Annotated in this window: 14 protein-coding genes and 1 pseudogene; 12 read left to right on the plus strand and 3 right to left on the minus strand. The window is 56.7% G+C overall.

Annotated elements, in window-relative coordinates:
- Positions 1–192: 192 nt before the first annotated feature.
- From F1C16_RS17230 to F1C16_RS17275, 10 genes and pseudogenes are all read left to right on the plus strand, one after another.
- Positions 193–3,591: a DUF4175 domain-containing protein gene (locus F1C16_RS17230; protein ID WP_258048947.1), complete on the plus strand. Its 3,399-nt coding sequence runs from the start codon at positions 193–195 to the stop codon at positions 3,589–3,591.
- Positions 3,592–3,634: 43 nt separating this feature from the next.
- Positions 3,635–4,081, plus strand: coding sequence for an ATP-binding protein (locus F1C16_RS17235; RefSeq protein WP_185281839.1), 447 nt, complete (start codon positions 3,635–3,637; stop codon positions 4,079–4,081).
- An 8-nt stretch (positions 4,082–4,089) separates the two neighbouring features.
- Complete coding sequence (ybeY, locus tag F1C16_RS17240; protein WP_185281840.1) at positions 4,090–4,566, plus strand: rRNA maturation RNase YbeY; 477 nt, start codon at positions 4,090–4,092, stop codon at positions 4,564–4,566.
- A gap of 189 nt (positions 4,567–4,755) precedes the next feature.
- Complete coding sequence (locus F1C16_RS17245; RefSeq protein WP_258048948.1) at positions 4,756–5,469, plus strand: GNAT family N-acetyltransferase; 714 nt, start codon at positions 4,756–4,758, stop codon at positions 5,467–5,469.
- Positions 5,470–5,613: 144 nt separating this feature from the next.
- Positions 5,614–7,482, plus strand: coding sequence for a tRNA uridine-5-carboxymethylaminomethyl(34) synthesis enzyme MnmG (gene mnmG / locus F1C16_RS17250; protein ID WP_185281841.1), 1,869 nt, complete (start codon positions 5,614–5,616; stop codon positions 7,480–7,482).
- Positions 7,483–7,661: 179 nt separating this feature from the next.
- Positions 7,662–8,558: a bifunctional 2-polyprenyl-6-hydroxyphenol methylase/3-demethylubiquinol 3-O-methyltransferase UbiG gene (locus F1C16_RS17255; protein ID WP_185281842.1), complete on the plus strand. Its 897-nt coding sequence runs from the start codon at positions 7,662–7,664 to the stop codon at positions 8,556–8,558.
- 166 nt (positions 8,559–8,724) lie between these two features.
- Positions 8,725–9,072, plus strand: a pseudogene (locus tag F1C16_RS23390) (Ig-like domain-containing protein); the annotation flags it as partial.
- A gap of 1,415 nt (positions 9,073–10,487) precedes the next feature.
- Entirely contained in the window at positions 10,488–12,038 is a 1,551-nt protein-coding gene (locus tag F1C16_RS17265; protein ID WP_185281844.1) for an FAD-dependent oxidoreductase, read from the plus strand.
- Positions 12,039–12,875: 837 nt separating this feature from the next.
- Positions 12,876–13,367: a DUF4385 domain-containing protein gene (locus tag F1C16_RS17270; RefSeq protein ID WP_185281845.1), complete on the plus strand. Its 492-nt coding sequence runs from the start codon at positions 12,876–12,878 to the stop codon at positions 13,365–13,367.
- Positions 13,368–13,465: 98 nt separating this feature from the next.
- Entirely contained in the window at positions 13,466–13,954 is a 489-nt protein-coding gene (locus F1C16_RS17275; RefSeq protein WP_185281846.1) for a hypothetical protein, read from the plus strand.
- 201 nt (positions 13,955–14,155) lie between these two features.
- Here the strand turns inward: F1C16_RS17275 and F1C16_RS23250 are convergent, their stop codons facing one another.
- Entirely contained in the window at positions 14,156–14,869 is a 714-nt protein-coding gene (locus F1C16_RS23250) for an inorganic phosphate transporter (RefSeq protein WP_374940605.1), read from the minus strand.
- Positions 14,754–15,455, minus strand: a complete 702-nt coding sequence (locus tag F1C16_RS23255; RefSeq protein ID WP_308461637.1) for an inorganic phosphate transporter — start codon at positions 15,453–15,455, stop codon at positions 14,754–14,756. The genes F1C16_RS23250 and F1C16_RS23255 overlap by 116 nt, the downstream gene beginning before the upstream one ends.
- Positions 15,456–15,940: 485 nt before the next feature.
- On the opposite strand from F1C16_RS23255, the gene F1C16_RS17285 reads away from it, so the two are divergent.
- Positions 15,941–17,458 (plus strand): glycine--tRNA ligase, encoded by a 1,518-nt coding sequence (locus tag F1C16_RS17285; RefSeq protein ID WP_185281847.1) that lies wholly within the window; start codon positions 15,941–15,943, stop codon positions 17,456–17,458.
- Between the two features lie 77 nt (positions 17,459–17,535).
- Here F1C16_RS17285 and F1C16_RS17290 read toward each other — a convergent pair whose 3' ends face one another.
- A complete protein-coding gene (locus F1C16_RS17290; RefSeq protein ID WP_185281848.1) occupies positions 17,536–17,937 on the minus strand; it encodes a hypothetical protein in 402 nt (133 codons plus the stop codon).
- Positions 17,938–18,176: 239 nt separating this feature from the next.
- On the opposite strand from F1C16_RS17290, the gene F1C16_RS17295 reads away from it, so the two are divergent.
- Positions 18,177–20,600, plus strand: a complete 2,424-nt coding sequence (locus F1C16_RS17295; protein ID WP_185281849.1) for an RND family transporter — start codon at positions 18,177–18,179, stop codon at positions 20,598–20,600.
- Positions 20,601–20,746 lie beyond the last annotated feature (146 nt).

Genomic DNA, 20,746 nt, shown 5'->3' on the forward strand with positions numbered 1-20,746 from the left:
CAGGTGCCCGTCGTTGCTGAGGGTAGGGCTTTGTGCGTAAGTGTGGGGCCAAGCCGTTCAACGACGAGCGCCTGCAAGGCGCCCCTACAGTACCATACGCCCCTCCGGAACAATTTTCCTACCCTCCGTTGTCGTTCTCATACCGGCGGGCAAATCCGTATCTTGCCTGAACCGAACTGAGTCCTATCGCTAGTGGAAAACAGAGATACTACAACGCCGCCGCTGCCAGCCCTACAACGGGTGCTGGACCAGCTGGAAGCCTTTAAGCGCAAGTTTTACCTGAGCCTGCTGGTGCGCGGCGGGCTGGTAGCCCTGGGCCTGTTGCTGACCTTATTTGTGGTCTTCAACCTGCTCGAGTACTTTTTGTACCTGCCCACCTGGGTGCGCGGCGGGCTGCTATTTGGCTTTCTTGGCTTAGTAGTGTACGCCTTTGTGCGCTGGATTTGGCATCCCTTGGCCGCCCTCACTAACCTGCGGCGCCTACTCTCCGACGAGCAAGCCGCTAGTAGGGTAGGGGAGTTGTTTCCAGAAGTACAAGACAAGCTCTTGAACGCCTTACAGCTGCAAGGCCAAGCCCGCGAAAACGCCCTGATTGCCGCCAGCCTGGAGCAGCGCGCTGGTCAGCTCGCCGGTTTTGAGTTCACGAAGGGCATTGACCTCAAAACCCAGACGCGGCCGTTGTGGAAATACGTGGCCGTACCGGCGGGCATTATTGCCTTGCTGCTGCTGGTGTACCCGGCGCTGTTCGTGCAAGGCACGGAGCGCATTTTGCATTATAACCGCGCCTACTCGCCGCCCGCGCCGTTTCGGTTTGTGGTAGAGAATAAGAATCTGCAAGCCTTTAAGGGCGAAGACTTTGCCTTGGAAGTAGCTGTAGAAGGCGACGCCCTACCCAACGATATTACGGTTCGCTACGATGGCCGGGAGCGGCACCTTAGCAAGCAAGCCAACGGCCGCTACCGCTACGAGTTCAAGCAGTTGCAGAAGAACATTTCCTTTCAGTTAGCCGCTGCCGGTTTCACCTCCGATGAGTACGACTTGCGCGTGCGCCAGCGGCCTGATTTGCGCGATTTTTCGGTGCGCGTTTCCTACCCTGCCTACTTGGGCAAAGCTGCCGAAACCATTCGCAACACCGGCAACCTGACCGTGCCGGAGGGTAGCACCGTGCAGTGGAACTTCGCCACCGAAGCCACCGACGAATTGCAACTCGTTTTCCAAAACCCCAACGAAACCGTGACGGCCGCTGCCGACGGTGACGAGTTCACGGCCTCGCGGCGGGTGATGCGTAGCCAGCCCTACCTGGTGCGCCTGCGCAACCCCGCCAGCCTCAACCGCGACCCGATCCAATACCAGCTCACGGCCCTACCCGACCAGGCCCCTGACATCACCCTGGAAACCTTTGCCGACACCACGGCCCGGCAGTTTCTGGCCCTGGGCGGTACCGTGCGCGACGACTACGGCCTCTCGCGTCTGCAACTGCACTACCGCGTGGCGGGCGGCAGCCCCGGCGCACCCTACAAGACCCGCGCCCTACCCTTGCAATCTGGTACGGCCCAGGCCTATGCCTACCAGTGGGACGTGCGCGCCCTCAACCTGAAGCCCGGCGACCGGCTGGAGTACTTCGTGCAGGTGTGGGACAACGATGGCGTGCACGGCCCCAAGTCGGCACGCACGCGGCAGGCCGAGTACCGCCTACCCTCGCGGGCGGCCCAGCGCGAGCAATTGGCGCAGAAGTCGGCGGCAGTGCAGAACCAGTTGAGCCGTGCCGGCGAGCAGAGCAAACAGCTGGAGCGCGAAATGGCTAAAACCGACAACAAGCTGAAAACCAAGCGCGAGCTGAGCTTTCAGGACCGCAAGCAGTTGCAGAATATGCTGCAAGAAAAGAAGCAGGTAGATCAGCAGTTGGCCGACATGAAACAGGCCTTCGAGCAGATGATGCAGCAGCAAAATGAGCTGGACCCCAAAAGCCAGGAACTGGCTGAAAAGGCGCAGGAGCTGCAAAAGCTGATGGAAACCTTGCTGGACCCCGAAACCAAGAAGCTCTACGAAGAGCTACAAAAGCTCCTGGAAAACCAGCAAGACCACAACCAGCTGGACATGCAGCAACTTCTGCAAAAGCTCGAAAACAAAGAGCAAACCTTGCAGAAGGAGTTGGAGCGGGCTTTAGAGATGTTCAAGCAATTGCAGTTTGAGCAGAAGCAGGACGCTGCCCTCGACAAGCTGCAAAAACTAGCTGAGGAGCAAAAGAAACTAGCCGAGCAAACCCAGCAAAACGACAAGAGCAACCAGGACAATAAGCTCAGCAACGAGCAGCAGAAGCAAAAGAACGAGGAGCTGAAACAGCAGCAGCAGCAGGCCAAGGAGCAGTTTGAGGAAATCAAGCAGGACTTGCAGGACCTGAAGAAAATGGACGAGCAGCTGGGCGGCGAAAACGAGGCCGATGAGATGAAGCAGGAGCAACAGCAGGTAGACCAGCAGATGCAGGAAAGCCAGCAGCAACTCCAAAAAAATCAGAACCAAAAGGCCAGCCAGGCCCAGAAGCAAGCCGCTCAGAAAATGCAGCAAATGGCCCAGGAAATGCAACAGCAGATGGACCAGGAGGAGCAGGACCAGCAACAGCAGAACATCGACGGCCTGCGCGACATCCTGGAAAATCTGCTCAAGCTGAGCTTCGACGAGGAAGGCGTGATGAAGCAGTTCCGGCAGGTAGACCAGCAGGACCCGCGCTTTGTGCAGCTAGGCCAGCAGCAACGCAAGCTCCGCGACGACGCCCGCGTGGTGCAGGATTCGCTCTATGCCTTAGCCAAAAAAGTGTTCCAGCTCCAGAGCTTCGTGACGCGGGAGGTAGGGGAGATGAACGGCCGCATGGACGAGTCGATGAACCACATCCAGCAGCGCGATGTGCGCCGCGCCACCGCCAGCCAGCAGCAGGCCATGACCAGCATGAACAACCTGGCCCTGATGCTGAACGACGCCCTGAAGCAAATGCAGGAACAGCAGCGCCAAAGCCAGCAACAGCAGCAGCAGGGCGGCGGCAAGCCCGGCCGCAAAAAGAAGAAGGGTAGCAGCGCCGGCGAAGGCCAGCTGGGCCGCATGCAGCAGCAGCTCAACCAGCAGATTCAGCAGCTCCAACAGAGTGGTAAATCGGGTAGGGCGCTGTCCGAAGAACTAGCCAAACTAGCTGGGCAGCAGCAAATGCTGCGCGACGCCTTGCAGAAAATGGACCAGATGAAGCCCGGCGGCAAGGAAGGCAAAGGCGAGGGCGGTGGAAGCGGTACCGGCGAACTCAAAAAAATGATGGAACAAACCGAAACCGACCTCGTAAACAAGCGGCTGACGGAGCAAACCATTATGCGCCAGCAACAAATCCTTACTCGTTTACTGGAAGCCGAGAAATCGGCCCAGGAGCGCGATCAGGAAGAACGTCGGGAAGCGCAAACGGCGCAGAACCGCCCGCCGGTATTTCCGCCTGCTTTTGAAAAATACAAGCAGCAGAAAACCTGGCAAACCGAGCTGCTCCGTACCGTTCCGCCCGCCCTCACGCCCTATTATCAGCGGGAGGTCAGTGAATATTTTCAGAAAATGAAATAGCTCTCCTTATTTTTACCGCCGCTGCCCCTCTTACCAACCCCTTATGAAGCAGGTTAAAATTCAAATTCCTTCGCTGGTCGAGAACATCCGAGTAGTGGAAAGTTTCATCGACAATTCGAAGGATACCTTCCATATTGAAGACGACATCTACGGCAACATTATGGTGGCCGTCACCGAAGCGGTGAACAACGCCATCCGGCACGGAAATAAGTTCGACAAGGACAAGAACGTATTTCTGTCGCTTTACGTAGATCAGGACCGTCTGAAGTTTGAAGTACAGGACGAAGGCGAAGGCTTCGACTACGATAACCTACTGGACCCCACGGCTCCCGAAAACCTAGAAAACCCCGGTGGCCGCGGTATCTTCCTCATTCGCCACCTCGCCGACGAGGTGGAGTTCACCCAGGAGGGTCGCAACGTGCAACTCACGTTCCTACTCGCCCCTGCGCCTGCCACTTCCGATTCTCCATCTGACCACGTCACGGCCTAAGCCCTGGTATGAACACAGCTGAACACGACGAGTTTTTGCACGAGGAGCCGCGCCACGAAACGCCTGGCATCGAGTTTATCGTAGAGGAAGTGGATTTCGAGTTGGCCGACGCTGCCGAACTCACCTCCTGGATTGAGCGGATTGCGGCGGTGCACGAGCACGAAATCGTTCAGCTGACCTACATCTTTTGCTCTGACGAGTACTTGCACCAGGTGAACGTGGAGTACCTTGACCACGACACGTACACCGACGTTATCACCTTCGATAACTCGGATACTTCGGATGTGATTGAGGGCGACATTTTCATTTCGGTGGAGCGCATCCGCGAAAATGCCCAGCAATTGGGCGTCACGTTCCGCGACGAATTGCACCGCGTAATGATTCACGGTGTGCTACACCTGCTGGGCTACGCCGATAAGGACTTGCTGAGCCAGACAGCCATGCGCAAAAAGGAAGACGACTGCCTCTTGCTACGCACATTCTAGGCGTTTTGCATCCGTTTTTTATGGATTGATTTTTCAGGAACGCCCGCCGAAATGCGGGCGTTTTCTGTATTGTTGCCTACCCGTTGTCATTCCGAGCAGCGCGAGGAATCTGAGCAAGTCTCGCCGAGGCCAGTTATCCAGATTCCTCGCGCTGCTCGGAATGACAATCCCTACCCACGTTATCTTTCTATGTCCGCCGTGCCCCCTCCATTTCCTATTATTCCGGGCAACATGCTGGATTATTACCTGGGCCAGGGTTATTACCGGATGCATCAGGACTTATTCACGTGCCGTTTTCTACCCATCAACGACATGCTGCACACGGTGCATTGGCTCCGACTGGCGCTCGACAACGTGACGTGGGGGCCGGAGCAGCGCCGCTTGCTGCGCCTAAACGAGCCGTTCGGCGTTTCCATCCGGCCTTTCCGGCTTACCGATGAATACGAGATGCTGTACGCGCAGTACCGCGCCTCCATCACCTTCGACGCGCCGCCTACTGTGGAGGCCTTTCTGCTGGCCGGCGCTACCCATAACATCTTCACCACCGAGGTGCTGGAAGTGCGCGACAACGGGCAGCTGATTGCGGCCGGTATTTTCGATAGCGGCACGCGCAGCTTGGCCGGCATCATGAATTTCTATGACCCTGCCTACCGCAAAAACAGTCTAGGCAAGTACCTGATGCTGTTGAAAATAAACCACGCCCGCCAGCAGCACATGCAGTATTACTACCCTGGCTACTTAGTGCATGATTACCCCAAGTTCGACTACAAGCTGTTTCCCTGCCTACCTGCTACGGAGGTGTTCAACTGCCTACGCGACCAGTGGCTCCCATTTACCTGGGAAGAGGTGAACCGGCAAGCCACTGAGCTGATGCTTGATTGGGACGAGCAGGAACTAGACTAACTGCCTGAATTGTATCTTTGCACACGCTTTTCGCAGTGAAGGGTATCCACTCGCAAGTAGAGGTGTTTGCTGGGTTTTTAACACTCTCAAACTCGCCTTTCAAGCTTGCGTGAACTCCGGGCGAAAAAATTCTATTAAGAAGGCATGTTTCAGCAAGAAGAATACGATGTGATTGTGGTAGGCGCGGGCCATGCGGGCTGCGAGGCTGCCGCCGCTGCCGCCAACCTGGGCTCGAAAGTGCTGCTGGTGACTATGAACATGAACACCATCGCGCAGATGTCGTGCAACCCTGCCATGGGCGGGGTAGCCAAGGGGCAGATTGTGCGCGAGGTAGACGCCTTGGGAGGGCAGTCGGGCATCATCACCGACAAAACCATGATTCAGTTCCGGATGCTGAACCGCTCCAAAGGCCCCGCCATGTGGAGCCCGCGGGCGCAATCGGACCGGATGCGCTTTGCCGAGGAATGGCGCCTCACGCTGGAAGGCATTGCCAACGTAGACTTCTGGCAAGAAGCCGTGCTGGGTTTGGTGGTGGAAAACGATACGGTGGTAGGCGTGAAAACGCAGCTCGGCATTGAGTTCCGGGGTAAGTCGGTGGTGCTCACCAATGGCACCTTCCTAAACGGTCTCATTCACATCGGTGAAAAGAACTTTGGTGGGGGTAGGGCTGCCGAGCGCGGCAGCACTGGCATCACGGAGCAGCTGAAGGAGCTGGGCTTTGAGGCTGGCCGCATGAAAACCGGCACCCCGCCCCGCGTAGACGGCCGCTCCCTGGACTACTCCAAAATGGAGGAGCAGGCCGGCGACGACGTGCCCAGCAAATTCTCCTACCTCGACACGCCCGCCCTCAGCAAGCAGCGCCCCTGCTACATCACCTACACCAACGCCGAGGTGCACGAAATCCTACGCGAGGGTTTCGAGAAGTCGCCGATGTTTCAGGGCCGCATCAAGGGCTTGGGGCCGCGCTACTGCCCCAGTGTGGAGGACAAAATCAACCGCTTTGCCGACAAGGACCGCCACCAGATTTTTGTGGAGCCCGAGGGTTGGAGCACGGTGGAAGTGTACGTGAATGGTTTCAGCTCGTCCCTACCCGAGGACGTGCAGTATCGCGCCCTGCGCAAGATTGCGGGCTTCGAGAATGCCAAGATGTTCCGGCCTGGCTACGCCATCGAGTACGACTTCTTCCCGCCTACCCAACTCAGCCTCACGCTGGAAACCAAGCGGATCAAGAATCTGTACTTCGCGGGCCAGATCAACGGCACCACGGGCTACGAGGAAGCCGCGTGCCAGGGCCTGATGGCCGGCATCAATGCGCACAACAAAGTGCACGGCAAGGCGCCCTTCGTGCTCAAGCGCAGCGAGGCCTACATCGGTGTGCTCATCGACGACCTGGTGAACAAAGGCACTGACGAGCCCTACCGCATGTTCACGAGCCGCGCCGAACACCGCATCCTGCTGCGACAGGACAACGCCGACCTGCGCCTCACGCCGCTGGGTTACGAGCTGGGCTTGGCGTCGGAGGAGCGTATGGAACTGGTGCGCCAGAAGGAACAGCAAACCCAGGAGGTGCTGACGCTGCTAGGCAAGTTTGCCATCGAGCCCCACGAAATTAACAGTCTGTTGGAGGAACTGGGCTCGGCTACCATCCACGAGAAAACCCGCGCCGTGAACTTGCTGCGCCGCCCCAACGTGGAGCTGGCCGACCTCACCCGCGTACTGCCCGGCCTCACGCTGGCGCTGGCTCCCTACCGCGCCGAGGCGCTGGAGCAGGCCATTATCTTGGTGAAATACGAGAACTACTTAGCCAAGGAACACCAGCAAGCCGCCCGCGTGCAGGAGCTGGAAAACTTCGTAATTCAGGGTAGGCTTGACTATAAGGCTATGCCCGCCCTCTCGCACGAGGCCCGCGAGAAGCTGCTCAAGATTCAGCCCGAAACCTTGGGCCAGGCCAGCCGCATCAGTGGCGTCTCACCAGCCGACGTTTCGGTGCTGATGGTGTACTTGGGTAGATAGTTTTTGTGTTAAGTGATAGAGCGTGTCGTGCTTCATCTGGCGTCCGCGCAGCCGAAGCATCTCTACTGCAGCCGTAATCTTTCTCAATAAGAATTACTATTGCGGTAGAGATGCTTCGGCTGCGCGGACGCCAGATGAAGCACGACGTTCATGCGCTTACTATTCAACATCTCATTTCTGTGTCTTACGAACGTTTAGAGGCTTGCCCGGTGTGCGGGAAATCGGACTTCCAGAATAAGCTGGTGGTTGAAGATAAGTCGGTGAGCAAGGAGAGCTTCGCTATTCAGCAGTGTACGGCGTGCAAATTTCAGCTCACCAATCCGCGCCCCGATGCGGCCCATATTGGGCGCTACTACGAGTCGGATGAATATGTGTCGCACAACAGCGGCGCGGCTGGCCTCATCAACCAAGCGTATAAAGTAGCCCGCTTTTTTACCCTACGACGCAAAGTGGCTCTGCTCAATCGGCTGGTGCCAAGCAAAGGCAAACTGCTAGACTACGGCTGCGGTACGGGTCATTTTGTAGCGGCGGCCAAGACCGACGGCTGGCAGGTGCACGGCCTGGAACCCAACCCCCGCGCCCGCGAAGAGGCGATGCGTAGGGTAGGGGCCAACGTGGGCACGCCCGAAGACCTCGGCAAGCTACCGGCCGGCTCCTTCGACGTGATTACGCTGTGGCACGTATTGGAACACGTTCATACCCTGAACGAAACCCTGCGCCAGCTCATTCAGCTCTTGAAGCCGGAGGGTGTGCTTATCATTGCCGTTCCCAACGTAGAAAGCCTCGACGCCCAGCACTACCGCCAGGATTGGGCAGCCTACGACGTGCCGCGCCATCTCTACCATTTTGCGCCCAATACCATGCGTCAGTTGCTGAAAAAGCACAAAATGCAGGTGCGCGAAACCCTACCCATGGCCTTGGATGCCTATTATGTGAGCATGCTCAGCGAGAAACACCGCGCCGAGCAGGGCCAGGGCATGTTGGCCGTGTTGAAAGCCGGCTACCAGTCGAACCGCTACGCGGCCCAGCACGGCGGGCAATATTCCAGCCTGATTTACGTAGCTACTCGGCGCTAAGCCTGTTCCCCAATGGGGTAGGGGAGGGGCTATGTAGTTGATTGTTAAGTTGAGTGATAGTGGGCGGCGGTGAGCGAAGCCTACGCTTCGTGCCGCCGTCACTGTTTTTGTCTGTTTATTTATGATGCAATTTGTGCGTGCTGGTTGGATACGGTGGGTAGCCGGTATGGCGCTGCTGAGCGGTTGCGCTACCATTGCCTCGCCCGATGGTGGTGCACGCGACCTGGTTCCGCCCGAGTTGGTGAGCACTAACCCAGAACAGGGCGCCCGCAACGTGACGACCCAAACCATTCGGCTGGAGTTCTCGGAGGAAGTGCAGTTGCAGGACTTAGCCAAAAACCTGATTGTGGCCCCGCTGATTCCGGATGAGAACCACTACAAAGTGCGCGAGGACCGCACGGCTATTTCGCTGATTTACGATAAGCCGTTTGCGCCGAATACCACCTACTCCTTCAACTTTGGGGATGCCGTAGTGGATATCACCGAGAAGAACAAGGCCAAAAACGTGCGGCTGGCGTTCAGTACCGGCCCGCAGCTCGACTCGGGCATGGTGCGCGGCGTGGTGACGGACCTGCTCACGACCAAGCCTGCCGAGAATGCCTCCGTGATGCTATACCCCGCCAACGACACCGCCTTTTCGGTGCGCAAGGGTAGGCCCTACTACCTCACTCGCACCGACAAATCCGGCGCTTTCACTCTGGAAAACCTGAAGGCAGGCCCGTACCGGCTGTATGCTTTGGTGGATAAAAACCAGAGCTTCCGCTATGAAGACGGGGAGAAAATTGCCTACCTCCCCGAGCCCATTCAGGTAGGCGAAACACTCGACTCGGTGCGCCTACAACTGGTGCGCCCCGACGCCCGCCGGGCGCTCATTACTGGTCAGCAGCCCGAGCCTACCCGGTTCAAGGTATCCTTCAACGAGGGAGTAAGCCGGGCGCGCCTGGCTCCACTGCCCGGCACCGCCGCCCGCCCCGACACGGCTACCCTCAACCAAGGCATATTGCTAGCTGAGGAGGGCAAGACGCTATTAGTCTTCAAAACGCCCACCTTTACGGAGGGCCGCTACGTACTCACGGCCGCCGATAGTGCCGGCAACGTAGGCCGCGACACCCTCGACGTGCGCTTTCAGGGCAAAGAACCAACGCGCCGGGCAGTAGGCTACGCCGTGGAAGGCAATCCGCAGCAAGTGTACCGCCAGGGTCAGGTGCGGGTGAAGTTCGCGGTGCCCGTACGCATTGCGCCAGACAAGCCCTTTGCTACCCTCACTGAAGACTCTACCGCAGCCAAACGCCCCCTGCGCCTACCCAAAGACGGCCGCCTGAACGATACCCGCACGGAGCTAACCATTAACCTGGATACCAAGGCCGAGAAAACGCTGGTTTTTCAGTTTGATAGTACCAACATTCAGGCCGTCACGGGGCAGTCGTTGGGCTTCCGGCCGCTGAAGCTGGGCGTGAGCGAGCAGCCGGCTTCTGGGTCGTTGTCGGGTACCATACAGACCAAGTATACCAGCTACGAGGTGCAGGTAATTGACCAGAAAGCCCAGCCGATAGCAGTGCTCAAAAGCCCCAAAAAGACGTTCCGCTTCGATAACCTGCCGCCCGGCACCTACCGCCTGCGGGTGCTCATCGACGCCAACAACGACGGCACCTGGCAGGGCAGCGACCCGAATCTGCAAGTGCCTCCCGAGCCGATTTACCTCGGCCCAGTGCTACAACCTGTGCGGGCCGGGTGGGATCAGGAAGAGATTAAGCTGGTCTTTTAGAATTGTTTTCTCGGACTCAAAGCCCCTGCCTACGTATGGCAGGGGCTTTTTTATTGATGGCATTCTTGCAGGCGTCTGCTTATGCGCATGGGTAAGGCGCAAGCTCGTCGTTAACTACCGCTCCGCCCTACCCGTACGTGCTGGGGTACCCCACTTCCTTCGCCATGTCCGACACCATCGACCCTACCCACACCTCCGGTGCTACCCAGTCTACCTGGTTTGCCACCACCGAAGCGCTACCTGCTTTTTCGCCCCTACGCCAAAACCTCATGGTAGATGTGGTAGTGGTAGGTGCGGGCATTGCCGGTCTTACCACGGCCTACCTGCTGGGCAAAGAAGGAAAGCGCGTAGCCGTGCTGGAAGATGGTGAAATAGCCAGCGGCGAAACCGGCCGCACCACAGCTCACCTTTCCAATGCGCTGGATGACCGCTACACCACGCTGGAGCAGTTGTTTGGACAGGAGGGCGCCCGCCTGGCCGCCGAAAGTCATGGTGCTGCCATCGACCAAATTGAGCAAATAGTAGCCGATGAGCAGATTGATTGTGATTTCAGCCGCTTAGATGGCTACCTGTTTCTGGCGAAAGAAAACACCCACCAAGAGCTCTTGGACGAGCGCGACGCCGCGCACCGCGCCGGGCTTACCGGGGTAGAGTGGCTACCTGATGCTGGTACCCAGGGCTTCCAGACCGGCGAGTGCCTGCGCTTTCCCAACCAGGGCCAGTTTCATATTTTGAAGTACCTGCGCGGGGTAGCGAAAGCCATTGTGGCGCAAGGTGGCCAAATCTTCACGCACTCCCACGCCACCGAAGTGCAAGGCGGCGACACAGCGCTGGTGCGCACCACCGAAGGCTTTGAGGTACGCGCCCAGGCCGTGGTAGTAGCCACCAACACGCCCTGCATCGACCGTGTAGTGATGCACACCAAGCAGGGCGCCTACCGCACCTACGCGCTGGGCGCCCAGGTGCCGCGTGGCGCCGTTACCACTGCCCTGTATTGGGATATGGCCGATCCGTACCACTACATCCGCGTGCAGCCAGTACCGGATTCTGATTCGCACGATCTATTGATTGTAGGCGGTGAGGACAATTCAGTGGGGCACGACGATCCGCAGGCCCGGCTGGCTTGCCTGGAAGAATGGACACGGGCGCATTTTCCGGCTATTACTTCCATCGATTTCCGCTGGTCGGGGCAGGTGCTGGAGCCCAACGACAGCCTAGCCTACGCCGGACGCAATCCGCTGGACGAGCCCAACGTGTACATCATCACCGGCGACTCGGGCCACGGCATGACGCACGGCACGCTGGGCGCTATGCTGCTGCGCGACCTCATCCTGGAACGCTCCAACCCCTGGGCGGAGCTATACGACCCCGGCCGCGTAACGCTCAAAGCAGAATCGCTCAAAGAGTTTGCCCGCGAAAATGCCCGCGTAGTAGCCGACTATACCGACCTGCTTACGGGGGGCGACGTGGCCTCAGCCGATGCTATTGCACCCGGCAGCGGCGCCGTACTGCGGCACGGCGTCACGAAGGTGGCTGTGTATAAAGACCAGCAGGGACAGGTACACGAGTGCTCCGCCATTTGCCCGCACCTAGGTTGCGTGGTGCATTGGAATGAGTTGGAAACCAGCTGGGATTGCCCGTGTCACGGCTCCCGTTTCGATGCGTACGGCAAGCTGCTGATGGGACCCGCCAACTCAGACCTAGCACCGTCATAAGCCTACCCTTTTCCTACCCCCGTTGCAGCGCAAGGCCTGGCTTTTCAGTCAGGCCTTTGTTTTTGCAGCTTGCCCTGATTTTGGGTTTAATAGGATGAATAGAATGTCGGCTATATGAGTTATTCACACTCAAAAGTGCCCGTACGGGCTTGTAGTGCGGCACCCTCCCTTTTATCCACATATTTATCCACTGCCTTTTCCGCAACCCACATAATGTGTGGATAATATGGTGGAAACCTGGGGATAACTCGTGGATAAAAAGCGGATAAGTTTTTTTGCACCGTGAATAACCCTTACAGGTGAAATTGGCTGTGGATAAGGGTGGATAACTATCCCCTAAAAAACCCACAATCCACACTGCGATGTGCGTGTGGATTGTGGATTTGTGGACAAGCCTGTGGATTGTGAATAATCGATTTAACTGCTTTAATATCTGTTGTTTAGTATCCACATACCCTGTTGATAGACAGTGGATAACTGCTTTTTTATTCACAAGTTATCAGCCATGTTGATAACCCTTCCGATTTATCCACTTATGCACACTCCTAACAACAGGGATAAAAGAGAAAAATTTAAAAAATGAATTTAAAAAGTTATTAACTCTGTGGAAAAGCGAAAGGCTTCGTTCAGGCGGTTGGGCAGAGCCGAGCTTCACTTGGGCAGTTGGGCAGTTAGGTAGAACCAGGTTGCGGTCGGGCGAGTAGGCAGAACCGGGCTTCGCACACGGGGGGCGCTGGGCGGCAGTTATCCACGATTTAGCCGCAGGGTGGTGGATAAGTAGGTTAAATGGCCGCTCGTCGGTTTTCAGCGTATAAACTTCTCTGAACTTCGCCTGCCATGCCCTTCGACTACAACCTGGATTTCCACCATACCGACTTCCGCCAGCACCCGGAACTGTACCGGGTGGGCAAGGGCGAGCAGGGTGTGCTGCTGGTAGAGCCCTATAAGTCGGAGATTCTGCCTCACTGGCGCTTCCGTACGCCCGAGGTGGCCCAGGAGTCGTCGGAGAAGATTTACGCGCTGTTTGAGGCGTATTTGCGCGATGAGGACTTTGTGGGTGCCGATATGGCCCGCAAGTTTTTGCAGATGGGCTACACCCGCGCCCGGCGCTACGCCAACCACCGTGGCGGCAAGAAGTACGACGGCCCTGTGCCGGACGACAAAAAAGGCCAGAGTGGCGCCCATGGCCGCGCCGAGCTACCCCGCGCCTCCGAAGACCCCACCAAAGCCGAGGCCGCCCGCATCTTCAAAGAGAAGTGGGATGCGGCCCGGGCCTACCCTCTCTACCAAGAGCAGAAAGCCGACTTCGAACAGCGCTACGGAAAATGAGTTGTCAGTGTGGATAAAATCAGCGTACTGATAACTCTCAACGGCCAACCGGCAACTGAACTCCTACCTTTACTCTCCTTCACCAAACCCCTACCCCTATGCAAACGACCCCTAATACCCCCGACGATACGTTGGAAGAACACGAAATCATCCTAGGCACCGGTATGGGTCCCTTGAAGTTTGGCGCCACCCGCGACGAGGTGCGTCAGCTGATGGGCGAGCCCGAAGAAATTGAAGAGTCGGATGACGACGACGAGTTTGAGCACCAAGCTTGGAACTACCTCGACGAAGGCTACTCCCTGTACTTCGACCGCGAGGACGACTACCGCCTGAGCTGCATCGAAACGGACTACCCCGCTATGCGCTTGTTCGGCGAGTCTATCCACGGCAAGTCGGTGGAGGAGATTCAGGACCTGATGCGCCGCAACAACGTGGAAGACCCAGAAGTGGAAAAAATGGATACCGGTGAGATGCGTCTTTCCTATGAAGACCAGATGATTGACCTGTATTTCGACGAAGGCGAACTGCAATTTGTCAACTTCGGTGTGTTCATAGACGACGACATGGAGGTACAATGGCCGGCCTAAAACTGGAGTTATCCACAAAATCAGACTAAAACAGTGTGGATAAGTGGATAACTCATTGGTTTTCTAGTGAATTGATCTCACTTTGCTAATCTAAGCGTGTTAGCAACCACGTTATCAACACAGCTGTTAACAACGCAAAAGCCGCTCCCACAATGGGAGCGGCTTTTGTCTTCTCAGCTCAAAAAGAAGCTAGCAGCTACTCTAAATCAGCGCTCGGAATAGCAGGAACAAACTGCCAGCCAGGAACATGGTTACAGGCAGCGTGAGTATCCAGGCCAAGGCAATGCTGCGAATCATCTGCGGGTTCAGGTTCTTCACGCCGCGGTTGGCCACCATGCTACCTGCAATGGCCGACGATAATACGTGGGTGGTAGAGGATGGCAAGCTCAACCAGGTAGAGCCACCAATCATAGCCGCTGCTACCAGCTCCGAGGAAGCGCCTTGGGCATACGTTAGGTGCTCCTTGCCAATTCGCTCACCAATCGTTTTCACAATGCGTTCCCAGCCTACCATCGTACCAATACCCAGGGATAGGGACACCATGAGGAGCACCCACCACGGGGCGTAATCCGTGAAGCGGCGCATATCGGTGATGGCGGCTTCGTAGGTGTTGCGGTCGTTGGTGCTTAGGCTCACCTTATCGCTGCCAATGATTTTCTTAGCGCTGCTATAGGTAAGCAGAATAGCCTTGCGAATGCGGAACCGCTCGGCCTGGGGAAGCTGCGATACGTCGGTTTTGCCGCTGAAGATGCTGTCGAGGGTAGCGGTCTGGGACTTCACTTCTAGCAGATTCTGGCGATTATCGGCACTGAGCTCCTGCGGGTTTACTTTGTTCATCACCAGCTCCACCCGCTGCAATGACTCGCGCATGTCCAGTGGGTTCAAGGTTTGGTCGATGGCGAAGTAGGTAGGCACAATGCCAATCAGGATCAGCATAATCAGGCCCACGCCTTTCTGACCGTCGTTGGAAGCCGTGGAAAAAGCTCACCAGCGTACAAGTGGTTACCAGCGTCAGACGAATCCAGAGGGGTGGGGGCTTGCGCTTGTGTGGCTCTTTGAAGATGGTTTTGCTCTTCACAAAGCGCTTGAGCATATACATCAGCAAAATAGTGAGCGTGAAGCCGAACAGCGGCCCTACCAGTAGGGCAAGGCCTGCCTCGCCGGCTTTGCCCCAGTTCACGCCGGAGCCATTACCACCCGAAATCAGGCTGAACGCAATGCCTACCCCTAGGATGGACCCAATGAGGGCGTGCGACGACGACGAGGGTAGGCCGTAGTACCATGTGCCCACGTTCCAGATAATGGCAGCCAGAATGAGGGCGCCTACCATGGCAATGCCGTGGTACACGTTCTGATCAACTAAGCTTTCGACGGGCAATAGGTAGATAATACCCATCGCAACGCCAATACCACCGGAAAATACGCCGATGAAATTCCAGAATGCCGACCATACCACGGCCACCCACGGACGCAGGGTGTTGGTGTAGATGACGGTAGCCACGGCATTAGCTGTGTCGTGGAAACCGTTAACGAATTCGAACGCGCAGGCTGCCAGCAAACAAACTAGCAGCAGTAGTAGCACGTGAGGCTCTAAGCCGAACATAAGAGGGTAGTTGGTGAGAAATCAGATTTCAGCAGTCAAAGGTACAGGTACCCCAAAGGGTAGCAAGATTATGAAATTGTTACTGGAATTGCCGAATCGGTAACTTATGGGTAATCTGATAAGCTAAAGAACTGGGAGACTAATTAGGGTAGAGATGAGCAAGGACTGAACGATGGCGCGAGGCTGTGTCCGTGCCGTCTAGTAGCAAGGCCTCTGGCCTGCGGTCGTCCGCGCCAATGGCGATATTCGGGAAAAAGTTATCCGAGTGAGTAGGCCAGAGGCCAGCTACTAGACGGCACGGCGCACAGCTCCACGCCATTGAGTCGCCACAAAATCCGTGAAATCCGTTAAAATCCGCGCTAATCCGTGATACTTTTGCAGCTATGAGCAACGCCCCGCAGAAATCCTCCATCGAGAATACCCAGCTGAAAGATATTGTCAGCCACGCCAAGGAATACGGCTTTGTGTTTCCGTCCAGTGAAATCTACGACGGCCTGGCCGCCGTGTATGACTACGGCCCCAACGGCGTGGAGCTGAAAAACAACCTCAAGCGCCTCTGGTGGCAGGCCATGACGCAGCTGCACCAGAACGTGGTGGGCATTGACGCGGCCATTTTCATGGCGCCGCAAACCTGGGTTGCCTCTGGCCACGTAGCCGGCTTCAACGACCCCTTGGTGGATAACCTTGACAGCAAGAAGCGCTACCGCGCCGACGTGCTGGTGGAAGACAAAGCCGCCGAGTACGAAGCCGCCGGTCAGCAAGACCGCGCCGCCGACTTGCTCACTACCCTCGGCCGCCTGCTTACCGACAACGACCTGGCCGCCGTGAAGGAGCTGATTGTGTCGGAGAAGATTGTGTGCCCCATCTCCGGCACCTGCAACTGGACCGACGTGCGCCAGTTCAACCTGATGTATTCCACCCAGGGCTCGGCCGTGGAAGGCGACGCCGCCCAGATTTACCTGCGCCCCGAAACCGCCCAGGGTATCTTCGTGAACTTCCTGAACGTGCAGAAATCGGCGCGGCAGAAGGTGCCGTTTGGTATTGCTCAGATTGGCAAGGCCTTCCGCAACGAAATTGTGGCCCGCCAGTTCATCTTCCGCATGCGGGAATTCGAGCAGATGGAAATGCAATTCTTTGTGCGCCCTGGCACCGAAGGTGAGTGGTACGACACCTGGAAGGCCGCCCGCCGCCGTTTCCACGAGGCCGTGGGCTTGGCGCCCGAGAAGCTGCGCTTCCACGACCACGACAAGCTGGCCCACTACGCCAAGGCTGCCGTGGACATCGAGTACGAGTTTCCCTTCGGCTTCAAAGAAATCGAAGGCATCCACTCCCGCTCCGACTTCGACCTGACCCAGCACCAGGAATTGAGCCGCAAGAAGCAGCAGTACTTCGACAACGACGTGAATCCCGAGACCGGCAAGCCCTACGGCAACTACGTGCCCTACGTAGTGGAAACCTCGGTAGGCGCCGACCGCCTGTTTCTGGCTACCCTGTGCCAGGCCTACCAGGAAGAAACCATTACAGAGGGCGAAGGCGAAAAGGAGCAAACCAAAACCCGCACGTTCCTGAAGCTGCACCCGGCGCTGGCGCCCATCAAAGCGGCCATTTTCCCGCTGGTGAAAAAGGATGGAATGCCCGAGAAGGCCGAGGAAATCTTCAACAGCCTACGTTTCGACTTCCCCGTGATTATGGAGGAGCGCGATGCCATTGGTAAGCGCTATACCCGTCAGGACCTCATCGGCACACCGTTCTGCATTGTGGTAGATGGCCAAACGCTGGAAGACGACACCGTAACCGTCCGCCACCGCGACTCGCGCGAGCAGACCCGCATGTCCATCTCGGAGTTGCGCGCCTACATTGGCCAGGCCGTAAGCTTCGCCCGAATTTTCGAGAAGCTGTAAGCGTGATTGAACTGAGTAACAACAGAAACGGCCCCGAGCAATCGGGGCCGTTTCTGTTGTTAGAAAGGGTAGAAAACTCAATTATCACTCAGCCAGGCGCTGGCTTCGTGGCGGGAGGTGAAATAGTTGAACTCCACCTGTGCGGGCGTCAGGCTGGTGTTGCCCATCAGGTAGCTGCCGATCTGGTGTTGGTACTGTCCCTCAGACAACACAGCGGCAATGTACACCGGCCGGTCGAGGGTAGGGGGAAAGGTGCGGGCCAATGGCTCCAGCAGATATTCTTCGTCGTCGGCTGGTGGGGCGTTGCGCTTGAGGTCCAACAGAAGCTTACCCACGTTTTTACGCAACATCTCATCCAATGCCAGCTGATAAGCCTGTCCAAACGACATAGAGAGGCTAGTGGCACTATACGTGAGTTGCAACATATCCGTCTTACGATGGTAAGTAAGTAAGACTTCCGGAGCTGGAAACAAAATCATCAGGCGAGAAAAACAATGGTAATGATACCATGTTAAAATGCATTTATACAGCAAAAATGCGACACTATATTGTATTATACCTGTATAGCGTAATGGTAAAGGTCGCTATATTTAAAATATAATTTTATGTATGTACCTACATTTTTTTTATAAACGCCATTGCCGTTGCTTTAGTGCATTTTTCGACGCCGTAGACTAGCTGCCCCGCTTTGCGTACCTTTGCTCCATTTTAGCAGCCTATGTGGAGTAAACTCGCCTTATTCATCATCAAGAACCGGCGGCTGCTACTTCTGCTGCTGGCGGCTATTACGGTGTTTATGGCCTGGAAAGCCAAAGACGTAGAAATGACCTACGACTTTGCCCAGGTGGTCCGGCCCGATGACCCGGACATGGTGTATTTCCAACGCTTCAAAAAGCAGTTTGGGGAAGACGGCAACGTGCTGGTGCTGGGCTTGCAGGATAGCAGTATCTACCGGCTCGGCAACTTCAACGAGCTGCGCACCCTCACCGATACCCTGGGTAAAGTGCAGGGCGTGAGTGGTGTGCTGAGCATCACCAAGCTCATTCGGCTGGACAAGGATACGGCCAACCGGCAGTTCCAGGCGGTGCCCATCTTCCGCACGTTTCCGCAGACGCAGGCCCAGCTGGACTCGCTGATGCAGATCGTGAACCAGCAGGAATTCTACAAAGGCCAGCTGATTTCGCCGCGCACCGGGGCTACCCTGCTGGCTCTAACGATGGACCCGAAGTACCTGAACTCCAGCCGCCGCCAGGCTGTGATGGATAAGATTCTGGGCCACGCCGAGCGTTTCAGCAAGAAAACCGGCATCCGGCTGCACTACGCCGGCCTACCCTACGTGCGGTCTACCATGACGAGCAAGGTAGCCGGCGAGATGAAGTTTTTCGTGCTGCTGACGGTACTCATCATGGGCGCTACCCTGCTGATGTTCTTCCGCTCGTGGGCGGCCGTGGTGTTTCCGCTGCTTATTGTGCTGATTGTGGTGGTGTGGTGCATTGGCTCCATGGTGCTGTTAGGCTTCAAAATCAGCCTGCTCACGGGCCTGATTCCGAGCATTCTCATCGTAATTGGCATCCCCAACTGCACTTACCTACTCTCGCGCTACCACTACGACTACCGCAAATCCGGCAACCAGGTGCTGGCCATGACGCGCGTGGTACGCAAAATTGGGCTCGTAACGTTGATGAACAACACGACCACGGCCATCGGCTTTTTCGTGTTTTGCTTCACCAACATTGCCATTCTCTACGAGTTCGGGCTGGTGGCGACCATCAACATTTTCGCCGCCTTCGTCATCTCGTTTATCATGATTCCGGCCATCTTCACCTACCTGCCGCCGCCTACCCCCAAGCAGCTGGAGCACCTAGACGCCAAGCCGCTGACCAAGCTGCTGGAGTTCTTTGAGCACCTGGTACTGGAGCGGCGCGGCACGGTATACATTCTGGCCCTGGCGCTGGTGGGGCTGTCGGCGCTGAGCATCACACGCGTGAAGGCCATTTCCTACATGGTGGACGACCTGCCCAAGGATTCGTCGGTGAATGCCGACCTGAGCTTCTTTGAGCAGCATTTCAATGGCATTATGCCCCTGGAAATTGTGGTGGATACGGGCCGGAAAAAGGGGATTCTGAAACTGAAAAACCTGGAGCGCATCGACCGGCTGGAAAACTACCTGCGCACCCAGCCCGAGCTAACGGCCCCCGTCAGCATCGTGACCTTTTTGAAAGCCGCTACCCAAACGTTCTACAACGGCGAGCCGGACTACTACCGCCTACCCGATAACTCCGAGAAGAACTTCATCCTGAGCTACCTGGCCCGCTCGCAGGGCAACGGCGGCCCCATGAACAGCAAGCTGCTGCGCTCCTTCGTAGACGATTCGAGCCAGCAGGCGCGCATCTCGCTGAAGGTGGCCGACATCGGCTCCCGCAACCTCGATACGCTGCTTGCCAATAAGATTCAGCCTCAAATCCGGGAAATCTTCAACGGCACGGGCATGGATGTGAGAATGACGGGCACTACCATCATCTTCACCAAGGGCAACGAGTACCTCATCAATACCCTCAAAGAAAGCCTGGCCTGGGCCTTTGGATTGGTAGGGCTGGTGGTGCTGCTGCTGTTTCGCTCGGTGCGAGCGGTGTTCTTCACGCTCCTACCTAACCTCGTTACGCTGGTGCTCACGGGCGGGCTGATGGGCCTGTTTGGCATTCCCTTGAAACCCAGCACGGCCCTCATTTTCAGCATTGCGCTGGGCATTGATGGCGACAATTCCATTCACCTGCTGGCCAAGTTCCGGCAGGAACTGGCTTCCAACGGCCGCCACGTGCGCGCTGCTATCAGCACTACCCTGCGCGAGGCTGGTACTAGCATGATTTACACCAGCATCACGCTGTTTCTGGGCTTCGCGGTGTTTGCCTTCTCCGAGTTTGGCGGCACCAAGGCCCTGGGCCTACTAATGTCGGCTAGTCTTCTAATTACTAACTTCTCCAACCTGATTTTGCTACCCTCCCTGCTGGTTACTTTCGAGCACGGGGTAGACGAGGAAATTGACCGCTCTGGCCTACGCCACTACGACGACCAATACCACGAGGAAGACGACGACGTGGAATTGAACCTGGATAAGATGCAGGTGAAACGGTTGAACAGTTAACCCCTTAAAAGTAGTTGTCATCCTGAGCCTGCGAAGGACCTTCTCACGCTAGAACGACCACACGTCAGATAATTACAATCTATCGTGAGAAGGTCCTTCGCAAGCTCAGGATGACAGTTTTGCATACGCTCCCCACAACGCATATA

This window comes from Hymenobacter sp. NBH84, from assembly GCF_014217645.1.
GTDB classification, from domain to species: Bacteria; Bacteroidota; Bacteroidia; order Cytophagales; family Hymenobacteraceae; genus Hymenobacter; species Hymenobacter profundi.

Excerpts from the sequence above, each read along its gene's own strand:
- mnmG (WP_185281841.1), top strand. The coding sequence starts at position 5,614 with ATGTTTCAGCAAGAAGAATACGATGTGATTGTGGTAGGCGCGGGCCAT.
- F1C16_RS17265 (WP_185281844.1), top strand. The coding sequence starts at position 10,488 with ATGTCCGACACCATCGACCCTACCCACACCTCCGGTGCTACCCAGTCT.
- F1C16_RS17290 (WP_185281848.1), bottom strand. The coding sequence starts at position 17,937 with ATGATTTTGTTTCCAGCTCCGGAAGTCTTACTTACTTACCATCGTAAG.
- ybeY (WP_185281840.1), top strand. The coding sequence starts at position 4,090 with ATGAACACAGCTGAACACGACGAGTTTTTGCACGAGGAGCCGCGCCAC.
- F1C16_RS17295 (WP_185281849.1), top strand. The coding sequence starts at position 18,177 with ATGTGGAGTAAACTCGCCTTATTCATCATCAAGAACCGGCGGCTGCTA.
- F1C16_RS17270 (WP_185281845.1), top strand. The coding sequence starts at position 12,876 with ATGCCCTTCGACTACAACCTGGATTTCCACCATACCGACTTCCGCCAG.
- F1C16_RS17285 (WP_185281847.1), top strand. The coding sequence starts at position 15,941 with ATGAGCAACGCCCCGCAGAAATCCTCCATCGAGAATACCCAGCTGAAA.
- F1C16_RS17245 (WP_258048948.1), top strand. The coding sequence starts at position 4,756 with ATGTCCGCCGTGCCCCCTCCATTTCCTATTATTCCGGGCAACATGCTG.
- F1C16_RS17275 (WP_185281846.1), top strand. The coding sequence starts at position 13,466 with ATGCAAACGACCCCTAATACCCCCGACGATACGTTGGAAGAACACGAA.
- F1C16_RS17235 (WP_185281839.1), top strand. The coding sequence starts at position 3,635 with ATGAAGCAGGTTAAAATTCAAATTCCTTCGCTGGTCGAGAACATCCGA.